General features: G+C 39.1%; 15 protein-coding genes. 5 read left to right on the forward strand and 10 right to left on the reverse strand.

Annotation, left to right across the window (positions count from 1 at the left end; genetic code table 11):
- Positions 1–54: 54 nt before the first annotated feature.
- Both sohB and blp2 read left to right on the forward strand, forming a co-directional pair.
- Entirely contained in the window at positions 55–1,017 is a 963-nt protein-coding gene (gene sohB / locus POD11_RS06225) for a protease SohB (RefSeq protein WP_262456711.1), read from the forward strand.
- A gap of 253 nt (positions 1,018–1,270) precedes the next feature.
- Complete coding sequence (gene blp2, locus POD11_RS06230) at positions 1,271–3,460, forward strand: Ig-like repeat protein Blp2 (protein ID WP_239969220.1); 2,190 nt, start codon at positions 1,271–1,273, stop codon at positions 3,458–3,460.
- A gap of 39 nt (positions 3,461–3,499) precedes the next feature.
- On the opposite strand, the gene POD11_RS06235 is transcribed toward blp2, so the two are convergent.
- The 9 genes from POD11_RS06235 to POD11_RS06275 all read right to left on the reverse strand — a co-directional run bounded on the left by POD11_RS06235 (position 3,500) and on the right by POD11_RS06275 (position 11,043).
- The gene (locus POD11_RS06235) at positions 3,500–4,138 is read right to left on the reverse strand and encodes a DUF2238 domain-containing protein (protein WP_239969222.1); all 639 of its coding nucleotides are present in this window, start codon (positions 4,136–4,138) and stop codon (positions 3,500–3,502) included.
- Positions 4,139–4,217: 79 nt separating this feature from the next.
- On the reverse strand, positions 4,218–5,606 hold the full coding sequence (gene purB / locus POD11_RS06240) for an adenylosuccinate lyase (protein WP_262456712.1): 1,389 nt from the start codon (positions 5,604–5,606) through the stop codon (positions 4,218–4,220).
- A 55-nt stretch (positions 5,607–5,661) separates the two neighbouring features.
- Positions 5,662–6,393 (reverse strand): high frequency lysogenization protein HflD, encoded by a 732-nt coding sequence (gene hflD / locus POD11_RS06245; RefSeq protein WP_016140362.1) that lies wholly within the window; start codon positions 6,391–6,393, stop codon positions 5,662–5,664.
- 13 nt (positions 6,394–6,406) lie between these two features.
- A complete protein-coding gene (mnmA, locus tag POD11_RS06250) occupies positions 6,407–7,540 on the reverse strand; it encodes a tRNA 2-thiouridine(34) synthase MnmA (protein ID WP_005067972.1) in 1,134 nt (377 codons plus the stop codon).
- A gap of 4 nt (positions 7,541–7,544) precedes the next feature.
- Positions 7,545–8,033, reverse strand: coding sequence for an NUDIX hydrolase (locus POD11_RS06255; RefSeq protein WP_016140363.1), 489 nt, complete (start codon positions 8,031–8,033; stop codon positions 7,545–7,547).
- A 144-nt stretch (positions 8,034–8,177) separates the two neighbouring features.
- Positions 8,178–8,729, reverse strand: a complete 552-nt coding sequence (locus tag POD11_RS06260) for a gamma carbonic anhydrase family protein (RefSeq protein ID WP_262456713.1) — start codon at positions 8,727–8,729, stop codon at positions 8,178–8,180.
- 90 nt (positions 8,730–8,819) lie between these two features.
- Entirely contained in the window at positions 8,820–9,968 is a 1,149-nt protein-coding gene (dacC, locus tag POD11_RS06265) for a D-alanyl-D-alanine carboxypeptidase PBP5/6 (RefSeq protein WP_016140365.1), read from the reverse strand.
- Positions 9,969–10,094: 126 nt separating this feature from the next.
- Positions 10,095–10,517: an MCR_0457 family protein gene (locus POD11_RS06270; protein ID WP_224991446.1), complete on the reverse strand. Its 423-nt coding sequence runs from the start codon at positions 10,515–10,517 to the stop codon at positions 10,095–10,097.
- A 154-nt stretch (positions 10,518–10,671) separates the two neighbouring features.
- Positions 10,672–11,043 (reverse strand): MCR_0457 family protein, encoded by a 372-nt coding sequence (locus tag POD11_RS06275; RefSeq protein WP_061875674.1) that lies wholly within the window; start codon positions 11,041–11,043, stop codon positions 10,672–10,674.
- A 101-nt stretch (positions 11,044–11,144) separates the two neighbouring features.
- On the opposite strand from POD11_RS06275, the gene surE reads away from it, so the two are divergent.
- The 3 genes from surE (at position 11,145) to POD11_RS06290 (ending at position 13,886) form a co-directional block, all read left to right on the forward strand.
- Positions 11,145–11,915, forward strand: coding sequence for a 5'/3'-nucleotidase SurE (surE, locus tag POD11_RS06280; protein WP_224991444.1), 771 nt, complete (start codon positions 11,145–11,147; stop codon positions 11,913–11,915).
- Between the two features lie 111 nt (positions 11,916–12,026).
- Positions 12,027–12,854, forward strand: coding sequence for a peptidoglycan DD-metalloendopeptidase family protein (locus POD11_RS06285; protein WP_262456714.1), 828 nt, complete (start codon positions 12,027–12,029; stop codon positions 12,852–12,854).
- 102 nt (positions 12,855–12,956) lie between these two features.
- Positions 12,957–13,886: a LysR family transcriptional regulator gene (locus tag POD11_RS06290; RefSeq protein WP_016140370.1), complete on the forward strand. Its 930-nt coding sequence runs from the start codon at positions 12,957–12,959 to the stop codon at positions 13,884–13,886.
- A 50-nt stretch (positions 13,887–13,936) separates the two neighbouring features.
- Here POD11_RS06290 and POD11_RS06295 read toward each other — a convergent pair whose 3' ends face one another.
- The gene (locus POD11_RS06295) at positions 13,937–16,555 is read right to left on the reverse strand and encodes a Lon protease family protein (protein WP_262456715.1); all 2,619 of its coding nucleotides are present in this window, start codon (positions 16,553–16,555) and stop codon (positions 13,937–13,939) included.
- Between the last annotated feature and the right edge of the window lie 77 nt (positions 16,556–16,632).

The following is a 16,632-nucleotide window of genomic DNA, read 5'->3' on the forward strand; positions in this document are numbered from 1 at the left end:
TCAAAAGGACCACATCTTAAGGCTATAAAGATAAACTTATGAGCTTAGAATTTTATGTTATTCCATTTGCCTAAACTCCCTGCGGAAATACGTGTCAGCCATTTAAATGCACGTGTCAATGAACAGAGAAAAAAAATTGCACAAACTACGGCAAGCCGTTTAGAACTTTTACAATTAGCTCAACAACTTGCTAAAGAAGCTAAAATTCGCCGTAAAAATAATCAGAAAATTTTTGTTTTAGATTTCAAAGGCGATATTCAAGCATCGGCAGTTGAGAACTTACGTGAAGAAATTACTCTTATTTTAGCAACTGCTAAAGCAGGGCGTGACCGTGTTGTTGTTCGTCTCGAAAGTCCAGGTGGTATGGTCCATGGTTATGGTCTGGCAGCAGCTCAATTGGTACGCTTACGCGATGCAGGTTTTCATTTAACGATTTGCGTAGACAAAGTAGCAGCAAGTGGCGGCTATATGATGGCATGTATTGCAAATGAAATTATTACTGCACCATTTGCAATTGTGGGTTCGATTGGAGTGGTAGCTCAAGTTCCAAACTTTAATCGTCTTTTGAAAGAGCATAATGTGGATTTTGAGCTTTACACAGCAGGGCAGTATAAGCGCACAGTCACCATGTTTGGCGAAAATACCCCAGAAGGTAAAGCGAAGTTCGAAGAAGAACTCCAACAAACACACGTTTTATTTAAACACTTTGTAGAAAAGTATCGCCCACAGCTGAATGTCGATAAGGTGGCTACAGGTGAACATTGGTATGGTGAAGATGCGTTAGATCTAAACCTTGTTGATAAATTACAAACATCTGATGAATATCTACTGGGTCTATTGCCTCAACATGATGTATACGTCATTAATACACGTAAGAAAGCGACCTTGGGTGAGAAGCTAGGTTTGCAAGCGGCACAAATGGCAGATGGTTTGATTCCTGCTGTAATGAGTAAAATAATGGAGAGCCTTGCAAAAGCGAACACGACGCTTGTGCAGGTACGTGATCCAAAACTATAAGTTTATCTAGTTCTAATTTTATAAAAGGCCAGCTTAAATGCTGGTTTTTTTATAAAGTTAATATTCAAAGTTGTCTGGTTAAATATATTTGGATTTTTAATAGAAAGTAAAAAATAAATATTGATAAATATACTTTTTGAATTGTGATAAACACATGGTTTTGATATTTTAAGCAGCAATAAAATAGCTTTTAGATGAAACATTTAAAAAGTTAGACATTTAAAAATATAACTGAAATTTAGGACAGGAAATAATGACAAGAATAATTGTAGCATCCAAAGAGGGTTTGGACGTTCTGCAAGATGGTCAGCTCAGTAAAGTGGTTTTAAACCAACCTGCAATTATCCAGATTGGTGTGAGTCAACAAGATATTGCATCAATGGTTAAACAAGGTGGAAACTTAGTAATCCATTTGAAAAATGGTGAAACGCTTGTTTTAGAAAACTTCTTTAATGAAGCAAATAATACGACAGATCATTCACTTGTTTTTCCGACTGAACATGGAAAATTTGTCGAAGCACAATTTGATGCTCAAGGTAAGGTGATTGACTATACAGGTATAAACCATGTCACAGATTTAGCCTATACCAGTACGAGCCAACCTGCTGCATCAATGGCAGTCGATGAGTCCCCAACTTTTTCGATGGGCAATGTCCTAAAAGCAGGCTTGGCAGTTTTAGCCGCTGAAGGTTTATACCTTTGGGCCTTTGATAACGATGATAAAGATGACTCTTCAGGACCTGTAGATATCTTACCGCCTGCTGCACCGACGGCTAACGTTGCCGATGATACTGTTACGGTTAATGGTAAAGCAGAAGCTAATGCAAAAATTTATCTTAAAGATGCTGCTGGAAATACAGTCGCAACAGGTGTCGCAGATGCAAGCGGTAATTTTACAATTAAACTCGATAAACCTTTAGCAAATGGAAATAAATTAAATGTTTTTGCTGAGGATGCTGCTGGCAATATGTCTAAAGCAGGTACTGTGACTGGTAGTAAAGACACAATTGCTCCCGATGCCCCACAAGCCCAGTTAAGCGAAGATGGTTCATTGTTAACTGGTAAAGCTGAAGCAAATGCAAAAATTACTGTTTATGACGCTAGTGATAAGGTATTAGGTACTGTAACTGCAAATAAAGATGGTATTTTTTCTTTAAAGCTTACTCCTCCATTGACGAGTGAAGCAGGTGGAAAAGTTATTGCAGAAGATGCCGCTGGCAATAAATCTGAGCCAACTAAAATCATTGTAGGAAAGGATACTTTCGCTCCAGATGTTCCTTTAGTTGAAGTCAATAAAGAAGGCACCACAGTTGAAGGACAAACTGAGCCTAATGCAAAAGTTCAGATAAAAGATGCTGATGGTAAAGTGATTGGAACTGGTACCGCAAACGCTCAAGGCGAATTTCAGATTACGCTTTCCCCGGCATTAAAAGAATCACAAAAGGCAACCGTTGTTGTTGAAGATGCAGCAGGTAATACGTCAAAGCCCTTAGAAATTTCTCCAAGTTATGATTCTATTGCGCCTGATAAACCCGTTGCTCAAATTAATACTGATGGAACAACGGTAACAGGTACAACCGAAGCAAATGCAAAAGTTGAAATTAAAGATACAACAGGTAAGGTCATTGGTACGGGAACGGCAGATGCAAACGGCAAATTTACAATTACGATTTCGCCTGCTTTAACTGATAACAAACATGCTTCAGTTTCGGCTATTGATAGTGCAGGAAATAAATCTGAGGTGCTTGATATTATTGGTACTAAGGACACAACACCACCTGCAAAACCTGTTTTAAATAGTGTGGATGATGATGTTGGTGCTCTAAAAGGTGCGATTACTGCTGGTTCAGAAACTGACGATGCAAGACCCAAGCTCACAGGTTCAGGTGAGGCAAATGCAACTTTAACCATTTATGATAATGGTGTTGCTATTGGAGTTGTAAATGTGAGTAGTAGTCGATCATGGAGCTTTACGCTCGATAAAGACTTAGCAATTGGTAAACATACCATTACTTTAACTCAGACAGATGCTGCAGGGCTTACAAGTGAGGTGAGCTCGCCATTTACGTTTTATGTGGTTGCTCCAAAGACTGCGAGCTTAAGTGATACAGCAGTTGATACCACTCATGCAGAAACTGTATCTGTTGCTGATAGCGTTGGCCTAAATACATTAAAGTTAGTCCAAAACACAACGAATGAAGCAGATAGCCAGCAGCATAAATCTGTACCAATAGATGATTTGTTAAAAAGTTCTGTCTCTAGTGAACCAGACCCAATTGAAACTCTTTTATCTTCAGCAGCACTAAAGCCTACGCAAATAAATGATCAAAGTGATATAACTACCAACGCTAGCAATACGACAGCTCATCTTGAGCATGTTTTACCTGATACAACTTCTTCTGTTTTACAAAACCTTTTAGAACAGACGAATCCTGTTGTTTAAATTGGTCTTAAAAAAAGCGCTCATTGAGCGCTTTTTTATTTATGAGTTATTCGTTTTAGAAGGGAGCACCAGTGCTGGAAGTCCATAGATAATTGCCCCAATCGTTGCTAATAGCATATCTTTATGTGCATCCCACATGTCACCTTGTTGCCCATTATAATTTTCGGCTTCTTCAGGTGATAATCCAATTGCAATTGCCCATTCAATAAGTTCATATAAAACACTTGAAGCCATTACGAATTGAACCACTAGTAAAAATAGACTAAATCGTTTTGCTGAGGGTAACCATACTTGAAAAACACGATAAATAAGAGGGTAGAGCAAAACGCCATAAGCAAGATGAACTAAACGATCATACATATTACGGGACCAACCCATATATTGATCTAAGTTGAAATGGAATACCTGCTGTATCCAATCATTGTACGGAACGTATGAATACAAATAGTGCGCACCGATAATATGGATGAGCAAAAACAGCAAATAAAAAGTAAAACTTAAAAAGTCGAGCCCAATTTTTTTTAAAATAACAAAGAGCAAAATCAACATGAAAACAGTGCCAGCTTGATGAAGTAAATAAGCTTCAAATTCGAGAGGCTGAATACCTGAGATGACAATTGCAATCAAGAGCAGGCCAAGAGCAATATAGTGTTTTAGTTTGAATTGTTTTTCGATCATTTTATGAAGACTTTATTGTGATTTATATCAGTGTAATAAAAAAGCGAAGCCTAAGCTCCGCTTTTTGTAAACTTTTTAATTAGATTTTGCTAATTAAATCGTTAATTTGTTTCGCTTGTTCAGCTGCATTACCTGTGTAAGTTGCAGGCGTAAGCTCAGCTAAACGTGCGCGTTCTTCGCTTGGTACTTGAGAAAGTTCGTCACCATTTACGAAATTAACCATCATGTCACGCGTCATTGCTTGACCACGAGTTAATGCTTTTAACTTCTCATATGGTTTTTCAATGTTGTAGCGACGCATTACAGTTTGAATTGGTTCAGCTAAAACTTCTTGAGCTTGGTCTAAATCTTCATTTAAACGGTTTGCATTTAACTCAAGTTTACCAACACCTTTTAAGCACGCATCGAAAGCAATTAAGCTTTGCGCAAAACCGACACCCATATTACGTAATACAGTTGAGTCAGTTAAGTCACGCTGCCAGCGAGAAATTGGTAATTTTTCGCCTAAGTGAGCTAATACTGCATTTGCAATACCTAAGTTACCTTCAGAGTTTTCAAAATCAATTGGGTTAACTTTGTGTGGCATTGTTGATGAACCAACTTCGCCTTCTTTCAATTTTTGTTTGAAGTAACCTAGAGAGATGTAGCCCCATACGTCACGGTTAAAGTCGATCAAAATCGTATTGAAACGACGTAACGCATCAAACAACTCTGCCATGTAGTCATGTGGTTCGATTTGTGTCGTGTAAGGGTTGAATGTTAAACCTAAAGATTCAACAAAAGCTTGAGCATGTGCAGCCCAGTCAACATCTGGATAAGCAGATAAGTGCGCGTTGTAGTTACCTACAGCACCATTGATTTTGCCAAGTAGCTCAACATTTTCAAATTGTTTGATTTGACGAGCTAAACGGTATGCCACGTTTGCCATCTCTTTACCCAAAGTAGTTGGGCTAGCAGTTTGACCGTGTGTACGAGACAACATTGGTTGTTCTGCGTGAGTGGTTGCCAAAGCAGAGATCGCATTTAGGATTTGCTTCATGCTTGATACTAAAACTTCACGACCGTTTTTAAGCATAAGCGCGTGAGACAAGTTGTTGATGTCTTCTGAAGTACATGCGAAGTGAATGAACTCGCCCGCATTTTGTAATTCAGTAATACCCGCAATCTTCTCTTTTAAGAAATACTCAACTGCTTTTACATCATGGTTAGTTGTACGTTCAATTTCTTTAATGCGGTTAGCATCTTCTTCAGAGAAGTTGCTAACAATTGCATCTAAAGCTGCGTTTGTTTCGTTTGAGAAAGGAGCAACTTCAACAATTTCTGGATGGTTAGAAAGTGCTTGTAACCAACGCACTTCTACAGTGACACGAGCATGGATTAAACCAAACTCAGAAAGAAAAGGGCGTAGCGCATCACATTTGCTGGCATAACGTCCATCTAATGGTGATAGAGCGGTTAAAGCGTTCATAACGATTCCTTAATGTTGGAATAAACATAAAACTAAAAAAATCTCGTTTATAGTCTTAAATGACTTGGTACTGTAAACGAGCAAGTGCTTGAATATCCTGTAGCAATTTACGTTTGCTAAAAATCATGTTCCATGAACTACCGCCGAGTTGTCGCCATAAATGGGCCATTTGCAAGCCAGTAAACAGACAAGCGCGGATGCGGTTAGTATGGTTGGTATCTTTAAATGCTTCTGCATTACCACGAACTAAAATGCGTGGATTAATCTGCCCGGCAGTATCAACATAAGTTTGTGCCAAATTGGCTAAAATGCTTGGGTGTAAATAGTTATTATCAAAAAAAGAAAGCTGTTTTAAAATTTTCTGCTGAGCTTTCTCAATGATTGCGACATATTCAGGATTGCTATAAACCTTTTTCTCTAGCTGTAAAAGCGACATCGCGTAGGACATTGGAAGTTTGGCTGTGCCCATTTTTGGAAGTCGAGATTTAGGCATGTTTGAAAAAGGTTGAGTAATACAATTTTCGAGTGTTTTAAGGCCTAAAGAAATATCAGCCAACTGATTAAAAAAATCTAAGGTTTGAACACCATTATTGGCTGTAGGTCGAATATTTAAACTTGCTTTAATTAACAGCTCAAAATAGAAGTTACCACTTTCACCAATACTTTGTTGACCCGTCATCGCTGTCATATGAGTAAGCTGGGTGGCCTGAAATACCCCAGCCAAGGCAAGGGCACGGTTTTGTCGAACATTCAAGGCTTGTGATTGTTGAAATGGTAACTCCACCATGCCATTCATTCCCTTAAATAAAATTTGGTGTAGGGGCATTTGTATGGTGAATGACACCCCCGCCTAAGCAAACTTCATCTGAATAAAATACAACGCTTTGACCCGGTGTAACAGCACGTTGAGGTTCATCAAACTCTACGCGCACACCATGTTCAGTGTTTTCATCAATAAAAATTGTACATGCCTGATCAGGTTGACGGTAGCGTGTTTTTGCTGTGCAGCGTAATCCTTCAACAGGAATATTTTGCTCGCCAGCTACCCAGTCAATCGACTCACTCCAAAGCTGTGTGCTTTGCATGAGTGGGTGTTCATGTCCCTGACCAACAACGAGGCGATTATTATCAAGATCTTTATGTAGTACGAACCATGCACCCTCAGCTGCACCTTTCAAACCACCTAGACCAATTCCACCACGCTGACCGAGCGTATAGTACATCAGACCGTGATGTTCACCAACTTCTTTACCTGTATCAAGTACAATTTTCCCTGGTTGAGCGGGCAAATATTGTTTAAGGAAGTCATTAAAACGACGTTCCCCAATAAAACAGATTCCTGTTGAATCCTTTTTCTTGGCTGTAGCAAGATCAAGTTCTTCAGCAATTCGGCGAACTTCAGGTTTTTCGATTTCGCCTACAGGGAATAAAGTTTTATTAATTTCTCTACCATGAACAGCGTGCAAGAAATAGGTTTGGTCTTTATTGTTATCTACACCACGTAATAATGGTGCATATGCTTCGCCTTTAGAGTTATATGCAGTTTCACCACGACGTGCATAATGACCAGTTGCGATAAAGTCTGCACCTAAAGTCATGGCATGATCTAAAAATGCACGGAACTTAATTTCTTTATTACATAAAATATCGGGGTTTGGTGTACGTCCAGCCGCATATTCAGCTAGGAAAAGTTCAAACACTCGATCCCAATATTCCATAGCAAAGTTTGCTGTATGAAGCTTAATACCGATTTTATCAGCTACTGCTTGAGCATCGGCTAGGTCTTCCATTGCTGTACAGTATTCCGTGCCGTCGTCTTCCTCCCAGTTCTTCATGAAAAGACCTTCAACTTGATAACCCTGTTGAAGTAAAAGTGCTGCAGAAACAGAAGAGTCTACACCACCAGACATACCGACGATGACACGTTGTTGCATAGGACTAGGCATCCAAATGAGAAGTTAATGAGGGAGAGAAGGGGTGCTCATAAATAAGCGATAGAGGATAATGGTGGCCTTTCATGGCATCTTCAACTGCTTTTAGCACAAGAGGACTACGGGCACGGGCAGATTCTTTGAGTTCATCTGGTGTCATCCACACAGCAGCGACAATATCTGTATCAAGTTGAGGATTACTTTCAACTTGAGTCACATGCGCTAGAAAACAGAAGCGGTAATATGTGCGATCGGGAAACATGGGTGGGGTATAAGTATAAATACCAAGCAAGGCATCAATTTCAACATGATGACCTGTTTCTTCTAGGGTTTCACGAATAGCAGCTTCTGTTAATGACTCACCACATTCCACATGACCTGCAGGTTGGTTAAATACTGTGTGTACAAAACCTTCGCTATGCTCTTCTACAAAAAGATAGCGTCCGTCTTTTTCTACGACTGTAGCAACAGTGACATGAGGAGTCCATGCGGCCATAAAAAAGCACCATGATTTAAAAGACGTATAATACGAAATTTAGGGGTTTTTGGCTACGGTGATCTGCTAAACGATATGAGCAATACTACAAAACCATATCGTTTAAAAAACAGAACTTTTACTACTTACCATCAAGATAGATAATTAATCTTGATTTGCCTGTGCAGCTTTATGATTATTTTGCACTCTTACATAATGTCTTGCTGAATAAGGAAGAAATGCGAGTTCTTTTTCAATCAGTGGGCGCACTTGTTGTACAGGGCTTCCTACATAGAGATAACCACTTTTTAAGACTTTGCGTGGTGGCACTAAACTGCCTGCCCCAATCATTACATCATCTTCAATAATCACGTCATCTAGAATAACGGTGTTAATTCCGACTAAAACACGGTTACCGATAGTACAGCCATGCAACGTCACATGGTGGCCAACGGTTACATCTTCACCAATAATTAGAGGTGAACCATTCGGTTTTGCATCATTTTTATGGCTAACGTGCAACATACAATGGTCTTGGACGTTACTGTTTTTACCAATTTGAATACTATTTACGTCACCACGGATGACTGCAAAAGGCCAGACAGAGACATTTTCAGCTAAGCTAACGTCACCAACCACAACAGCCATGTCATCGATATAACAGGTTGCATCTACTTGAGGGTGGTGTTCAAGATAAGGACGAATGTTCTTTGCCATGATGAGTATCAAAATAAAATTTAGTCGAATTATAAAATAAAAAAGCACTCAGGCTAAATAGCATGAGTGCTTAATTCACCTATTCAAAAATTAGAATAAGTTGCTGAAGAATTGTTTGATATGGTCGATTAAACGAGCAAAGAAGCTTGCTTCTTCAACTGGCTTTAATGCAACTAAAGGTTTTTCAGCAATTACTTTGCCATCTAGGCTAGCAACAAGTTTGCCCACAACCTGACCTTTTTGAAGTGGTGCATTTAAGTTAGGTTGAACCACTAACTGAGTTTTAATGCCATCAGCTTTACCTTTAGGCATAGTCACACTAAAGTTTTCAGCTAAACCAACTTGAACTTCATCTTCTTTACCAAACCAAACTTTTGCTTTTGCAAGAACTTGATTTGCTGGTTGAACATTTGCAGTTTCAAAGTTAGCAAAGCCCCAAGCCAGTAAGGTACGCGTTTGATCTGCACGTTCAGACATGCTTGGCGTACCAAAAATCACTGAAATTAAACGCATTGGACCACGTTTACTTGACGTAGTTAAGCAGTAGCCCGCTTCATCTGTATGGCCTGTTTTTAAACCATCTACACTTGGGTCTGTGTAAAGCAAGGCATTACGGTTACCTTGTTTAATACCATTAAAAGTAAATTCTTTTTCAGAGTAAATCGGATAGTATTTTGAACTGTCTTTAATAATATGTTGCGCTAAGACAGCCATATCTTTTGCAGTTGAATAGTGACCTTCAGCAGGCATACCGGTTGAGTTAATAAACTGAGTGTTTACCATGCCGATACGTTTTGCTTCCTGATTCATCATATGAGCAAACGTGCCTTCATTTCCGGCAATATGTTCAGCCATTGCTTTCGATGCATCATTACCTGACTGAATAATAATACCGCGGAGCATTTCTAGAACAGTCGCTGTACCGTTTAAAGGGACATACATACATGATTCAGAACTACTTCCTTTACACCATGCAGACTCGTTCATACGAACCTGCTCATTTTCAGTCAGTTCACCTTTTAATAATTTTTGTTCAATGATGTAACTGGTCATCATTTTTGTCATAGAAGCAGGTGCAAGCTTTTCGTTTTCATTTTTAGAAGCGAGAATTTGTCCTGTCTCATAATCCATTAATACATAAGACTTATTATTTAATTCTGGCGGAGCTGATAAGACAGTTGCTGCATAAGAAAAACTTGGTAAGAGGAGTAGTGCAGCAATAGCGCTTTTTCGAGTCATTCTAGGTAATTCCAATATCTTGTATGAAGCAGAAGAGCCTAGCATTTTAGGATAAAGCAAAGCCGACTTCTACGGGGGAAGTCGGCTTTTTCAAACAGTATTGTAACTCAAGAGTTTTTTACTAATTTAGTTTTGCGATTGATATGCTTTCACGTCTTGGCAAACTAATGTATTTTGCTCATCACCCGCAGCTTTTGCATCTTTACGCGCTTCTTTTAAGTATTTTTTGAAACCTTTGTCTTTGCTACGTTTTTCTAATGCAGAAACGGCATCAGCTTCATTTGGTAGATAGTCTTTCACTAAGCGTTCATAGCCTTGAGCGAAGTCGGTATCTTTTTTACCAATCAAACTTGGGCAAATTTCAGAAAGCACTTGAATTGCAGCTAATTCTTCAGGAGTTGTGCCTTGTTGTGGAGTCACTTCAACAACATTTTCATTTTCGGTTTTCTTTTCAGTTGTTTTCTTCTTATCAGCAGCGAAACCAACTGTTGCCATGCTCATAAGTAAAACCAAAGAGAGCGATTGAACTAAGCTTTTCTTCATAAACATCGATAACTCAAAATAAAATTTTTAAATATGCGGTTAGCTTAACCAATTTAGATTTTAAAAAAATGGAAAAAATGTATTGTTATGTTGGTTTTCTGCTTAATACCAAGCAGAAAACCAAAAATGAATAAATCTCTCTATCTAAAAAGAGGAAGGTTTAGTCTTTATAATTGACGATCTCTTCGCAGAGCTCATGTTGTTCATGATGGTCCATTTGTTTTGCCGCAAGACGTGCTTCATTTAGTAGAGTTTTAAATTCAGCATCGTTTTGTAGAGTATTTAAGGTCATTGATTTATTTGAATAACCACTTAGATACATTGCAATAATTTTTTGAGCATTTGACTCAAGTTTTTTATTTGTTCCGACGAAAGCTGGGCAGATTTCCTGTAAAACTTGCGTTGCGGCAATGTCATCTTTAATTAAGCTATCAGCCTCTTGTGTTGAGATATCCTCATCTGCAAAAACCGCTTGCGTACACAATGTGATACTGATCCCCAATACCTGAAAAAAAGGAGCGAAAGTTTTCATTTTTTCACAATTTTATAATGCTATGGAGGCATAAATATATATAATTCAACAAATAATTCAATTGTGAAAACCTTTAGGTTTATTTGTAGAGAAAGATTTTAGTGAATATTTTAATTGCGAATGATGACGGTGTTTTTGCGCCAGGTATACAGGCTTTAGCTGAAGCATTAAGACCACTTGGACGCGTGGTTGTGGTTGCACCGGAAAGTGAAAGAAGTGGTTTCTCAAGTGCATTAACATTGGATCGACCATTACGCCCAATTCAAATTGCCGAGGATGTCTGGGCAGTAAACGGTACACCAGCAGATTGTGTTTATTTATCCATGAATGGTTTGTTTGATTTTGAGTTCGATTTGGTCGTAAGCGGAATCAATAGTGGCGCAAACTTGGGTGATGACGTTTTATATTCAGGAACGGTAGGGGCTGCATTTGAAGGCCGTTTAATGAAACAACCCGCAATTGCCGTATCTTTAGCAGGTCCTGATGTGCGTGCCTATAACAATAAAGAAGATTATGCTCAGGCAGCGCAGTGGGTACATGATTTTATCGCAAGCGGTTTACCAGCTTTGCCGCCAAGACATATCTTTAATGTCAATATTCCTGATGTGCCGCAGTTAAAAGGAGCACAGATTACGTATCAAGGACGTCGTGCTCAATCTAAACCAATTACCAGTCACGTCGATCCACGAGGCCGTCAAGTTTACTGGATTGGTTTAGCAGGTGAGGCAGTTACAGATCCGCAGCGTGTTTCAAGTCAAATTCAATCTGATTTTTTTGCGGTTGCAAATGGTTATGTAAGTGTTACACCGATTCAAATGGATGCAACAAATTACGCCGTTTTAGAAGATTTACAGCTCAGTTTGAGTCAATAATCTGCTTCAAATGTTATAACTTTGTGAATAAAGAAAAAGAGGAACGTGTTTCCTCTTACTTTTTTGGTACTCTTAGCCGAAATGATTTGTAGCATTTAGTGAGGGAGATCAATGCATTTAATTGGGCAACAAAGCAGAGTGCATATCCAAAAAGACAAAATAATGAAAATTATGATGTTGTCTATAGCAGTAGGCTTTACTGCGGTTATGGCGGGATGTGCTTCTAAACCACAAATTAATAATAGTTCTCGCTATGCAATGGCCCCTAACTATTACACAGTTCGTTCAGGTGATACTTTAAGTGGTATCGCAATGCGTTATGGTCTGGACTATATCAGTATTGCCGAAATGAATGATATTGCTCCACCATATCGTATTTATGTTAATCAGTCTTTGCGTTTGAAGAAAGGTTCTTCACCAAGAACGGTATCTACACAAGTTATGGCGCAGCCTGAGCAAATCAAGCGTCAAACGATTGCTTTACCAACTACACAACCTGTCACCCCAGTAACTCCGCCTACAACGACCGCACCGTCAACAAATACGACAGTGACTTCAGTTGCACCAAATTCTAGCTTACGCTGGATAAAACCGACCAATGGACCAGTGATTCAAGGCTTTAATTTGGCAAATAATGTCAAAGGAATCCGTTATGGTGGAAATCAGGGCGATCCTATTTATGCCGCAGCGGATGGTCAAGTTGTCTACGCAGCGGATGGCTTAAAAGAATATGGTAATCTGGTTTTAATTAAGCATATTGATGGTTATATCAGTGCCTATGCTCACAATAGCAAGATGTTGGTGAAAAGCGGTGACAATGTAACTGCTGGACAAAAAATTGCCGAAATGGGTTCTACTGGGGCATCTCAGGTCATGCTTGAGTTCCAGATCCGTCTGGATGGAAAACCAATTAATCCTATAAATCTTTTACCAAAATAGCTAATGCATAAAACTTAGGTTTCCTCGTATAATATAATTGGTTGCTTTCATTACAACAATAAGCATTTTTTTATAAATTTAGAATTAGATTTGAGGAAACCTATGTTAGATCAGCTTCGTGCGATGGGTGTTTTTGCTTGTGTGGTTGAAAAAAGTTCATTCAGTGGTGCGGCACGTGAATTAGGAATTACAACAAGTGCGGTGAGCCAGCAGATTCGCTCCCTTGAGCATGAAATGGACGTAATTCTATTACACCGCTCCACTCGTAAACTTAGTTTGACAGAAGCCGGACAGGCTTTTTTTTCAAGCTGTCAAGAAATGTTGGCAGCTGCTGAAAGGGGAAAAATCAGAATTAATGAATTGAGGGATGACTTAATTGGGGATTTGCGTATCGCAACAACTCCTGATTTAGCAGTTCAACACCTCATTCCTGCATTATCTCACTGGATGTCAGCTCATCGCGGTTTATCTGTGCATTTTGAAGTTGGGCATCGTTATATCGACTTAATTGAAGAGCGAATTGATATTGCAGTACGCATGAGTTCTACTCCAGTAGAAGAAAGTAGCTCTGTCATTCCAATGGCTTTTGTCGATCAAATTTTAGTAGCTTCTCCAAGTTATTTAAATCAATCGAGTCCAATTGTGCACCCTCATGATTTAAGAGATCACGAGCTGTTGTCGATTAATGTGATGAATGAATCACATAATTTCCATTTTCAACATGTAAAAACGGGTGAAACGCTTAATGTTGAAATGCAAAGCCGTTTGCAGAGCAATAATTTACAAGTTGCAAAAGCGTTATGTCAGCAAGGCCATGGTATTGCACGAATTTTATATTTAGATGCTCAAAAAGAGTTAAAAAATGGTTCTTTGATTGAACTCATGCCTGATTGGAAATTGCCAACTTTTACGTTATATGCAGAAGTTGCCAAGCATGATCAACAACCCATGAAAATTCAGCGCTGTGTTGAAGCACTTAAACAATATTTTAGTCAGTTAGCAGGAGGGCGAGCGATCCAAATCGTCCGCTAATTTTCTAAGACTAAAAGTAAAAGGGCCTATTTATTACAGGCCCTTTTTTATTACTTTTGTTTTAAGGTTGCAACTTCCTCTACACTTTCTTGCGGCAGATCTTCCGCCGTAAGCTCTTCATGCTTCTTGATTTTTTTCTTATTTTTCTTTTTCTTTTTTGGTTCCTCTTCAACTTCAGCACCATCTTCGATTGCTTGCCAGTACTCAAGTTGTTCCATTACAGCCGCATAAATTGAGTGTTTGCTGTATTTACCTTTTTTATCAAGTGTACCTACTGGGCGAGCCATTAAGATTTCAAGTGCCTGATCAATCGTGTCAATCGCATGAATATGGAATTGGCCGTTTCGAACAGCATCGATTACATCTTGGCGTAACATTAAATGCTGCATGTTTTGACGAGGAATAATGACACCTTGCTTACCCGTTAGCCCTTGTAATTTACAAGCATCATAGAAGCCTTCAATCTTTGCATTTACACCACCAATTGGCTGAACTTGTCCTAACTGGTTCATTGATCCAGTAATTGCCCAAGATTGATCAATTGGTAACTGGCTAATTGCAGAAATCAATGCTGAAAGCTCAGCTACAGTTGCGCTATCACCATCGACTTGGCCGTAGCTTTGTTCAAATGCGAGGGCAGCAGAGAAGTGCAAAATTTGTTCACGACCAAAGTGAGCTTTTAAGAAGCTAGACATCAGCAACACACCTTTGGCATGCAGTGAACCACCGAGCTCTACACTACGCTCAATATCAAGAATATCACCGCCACCTTGATAAACAGATGCCGTCAAACGTGAAGGTAAACCAAATTCAACATCTGCATAATGAATAACGGAGAGGGCATTGATCTGACCTAGACGGTAACCTGAAGTCTCGATTAATTGAGTGCCACGAGAAAGATCCTGCCAGTAAAGCTCTCTTAAATAGCCTAAGCGATATTGTCGATGTTGTAGCGCTAGGTTGATATGTTGTTCAGTAACGATCTTATCATCAGCTTTAAACGCATGGTGATGTGCTTCTCGAATGAGATCACCCAAAGTAGAAGCATGCAATGATAATGAGCTTTGATCTTCTGCTTGTCGGCTAGAATCAGTTAATAGAGCAGCCAAAGCACTACGATCAAACGGTAATAATTTATCGGCTTGCACGTAGTCAGCAATCAACTGCATATAAGCTTGTTCATTGGTTTCGTTACGTTGCAGGGTATCGGTAAAATCTGCACGAATTTTAAAGACACTGCCAAGCTCTGGTTCTAGCTCCAAAATTTCATAATAAATTTCAGGCTCAGCCATTAAAATCACTTTAATGTCGAGTGGGATTGCCGCTGGTTCAATCGAAATACTGCCTGTTAAGGTGAGCATGTGTTCGAGTGAAGACAATCTAAGTTGCCCAGATTTAAGAGCGCGTTTTAAACCTTGCCACGCATAAGGTTGCTCTAATAACTGCTCCGCCTCCAGCATTAAAAAGCCACCATTAGCTTGATGCAAAGAACCAGGACGAATTAAGGTGAAATCTGTGGTAATTGTGCCGTTATGAGTGAGCTGTTCAACATGACCTAGCAAATTATAATGCGTTGGAAAGTCTTCAAAAATAACAGGAGCGCCACTGTTTGGCTTGTTCGCTACAATTACATTGGCTTGATAACGCGCAGGTACACGATTGAACATTGAAGGCGCAAAGTCATCTTCATCTTGTTCTAAAATCAGTTCAACATTCTCAATAATATCTTGAGCATATTGTTTTAAATAATCTTCAAGCCCTTTAACCTGACCATATTTATTTAAAATAAGGTCCATTCTTGGCATAACGACTTGTGTTGCAATATCGCGATTTAAAACAGATACTTTGTCGCGAGCATCATCTTCTAAATCACCTAAATGTAAGCCAAGACGTTCCAGCTTTTTATCCATGTAGCGGATATTGGCTGCAATTTCGGCACGTTGCTTACTATTAAGTGCATCAATTTCTGTTTGGGTGAGCTCTTGAACCTGATCATCTTTTAACTGCACAGGTACAAAGCCATGCTTTTCATTGCGAGAGATGAGTTTTAAGTCGAGCTCTTCACCTTCTTTGGTTAACTCGACAAGCGCTTCTTGCTGTTCATCTCCAGTTTCCTGACGAATTCGTTCAATACGATTATGATAAGTCTCGGCGCTAAAACGGCGTTCAAGCTGTTTTAAAATAATTTGCCAAGCTTGATGAAGTGCTTGTTGAAACTTTGTACCTTGACCCGCTGGAAAACGCAGCGCAATCGGTTGACGTGCTTGTTTAAAATTATAGACATACACCCAGTCATCAGGTGTTGGCATCGTTTTGGCGTGTTGCTGTAGTAAACGTTTAATCATGGTACGTTTGCCTAAACCGGCAGTTCCTACAGCAAATATGTTATAGCCTGAATAGGGCAAAGAAATTCCTGCCTCTACAGATGCTTTAGCACGATCTTGACCTAAAAAGTTATTAAGCGGTTTGATGCGTTTGGTTGAAGCTGGAATTTTTTCAAAATCTGGAATATGTGTTAGTTGTTCGGGTTTTAAGGCTGTTTTATCTAAGGTCATTTTTATATCAGGTTGCTCAAAAGCTGAAGGAAATGCATTTACTGTGACGTTTGTGGTGTTTGTTTTAGCGAGTGATAAAGTTGAGATAGTCACTTGATCAAGTTTTTGTGTCACTGTTGATATCCAGCAAAAGAAAACGAAGGTTGAAGCTTAAAGGTATACAGGTTTAGCATAAAATATCAAGCAAACTT

This window comes from Acinetobacter sp. P1(2023), assembly GCF_028367635.1.
Lineage (GTDB): Bacteria > Pseudomonadota > Gammaproteobacteria > Pseudomonadales > Moraxellaceae > Acinetobacter > Acinetobacter pittii_E.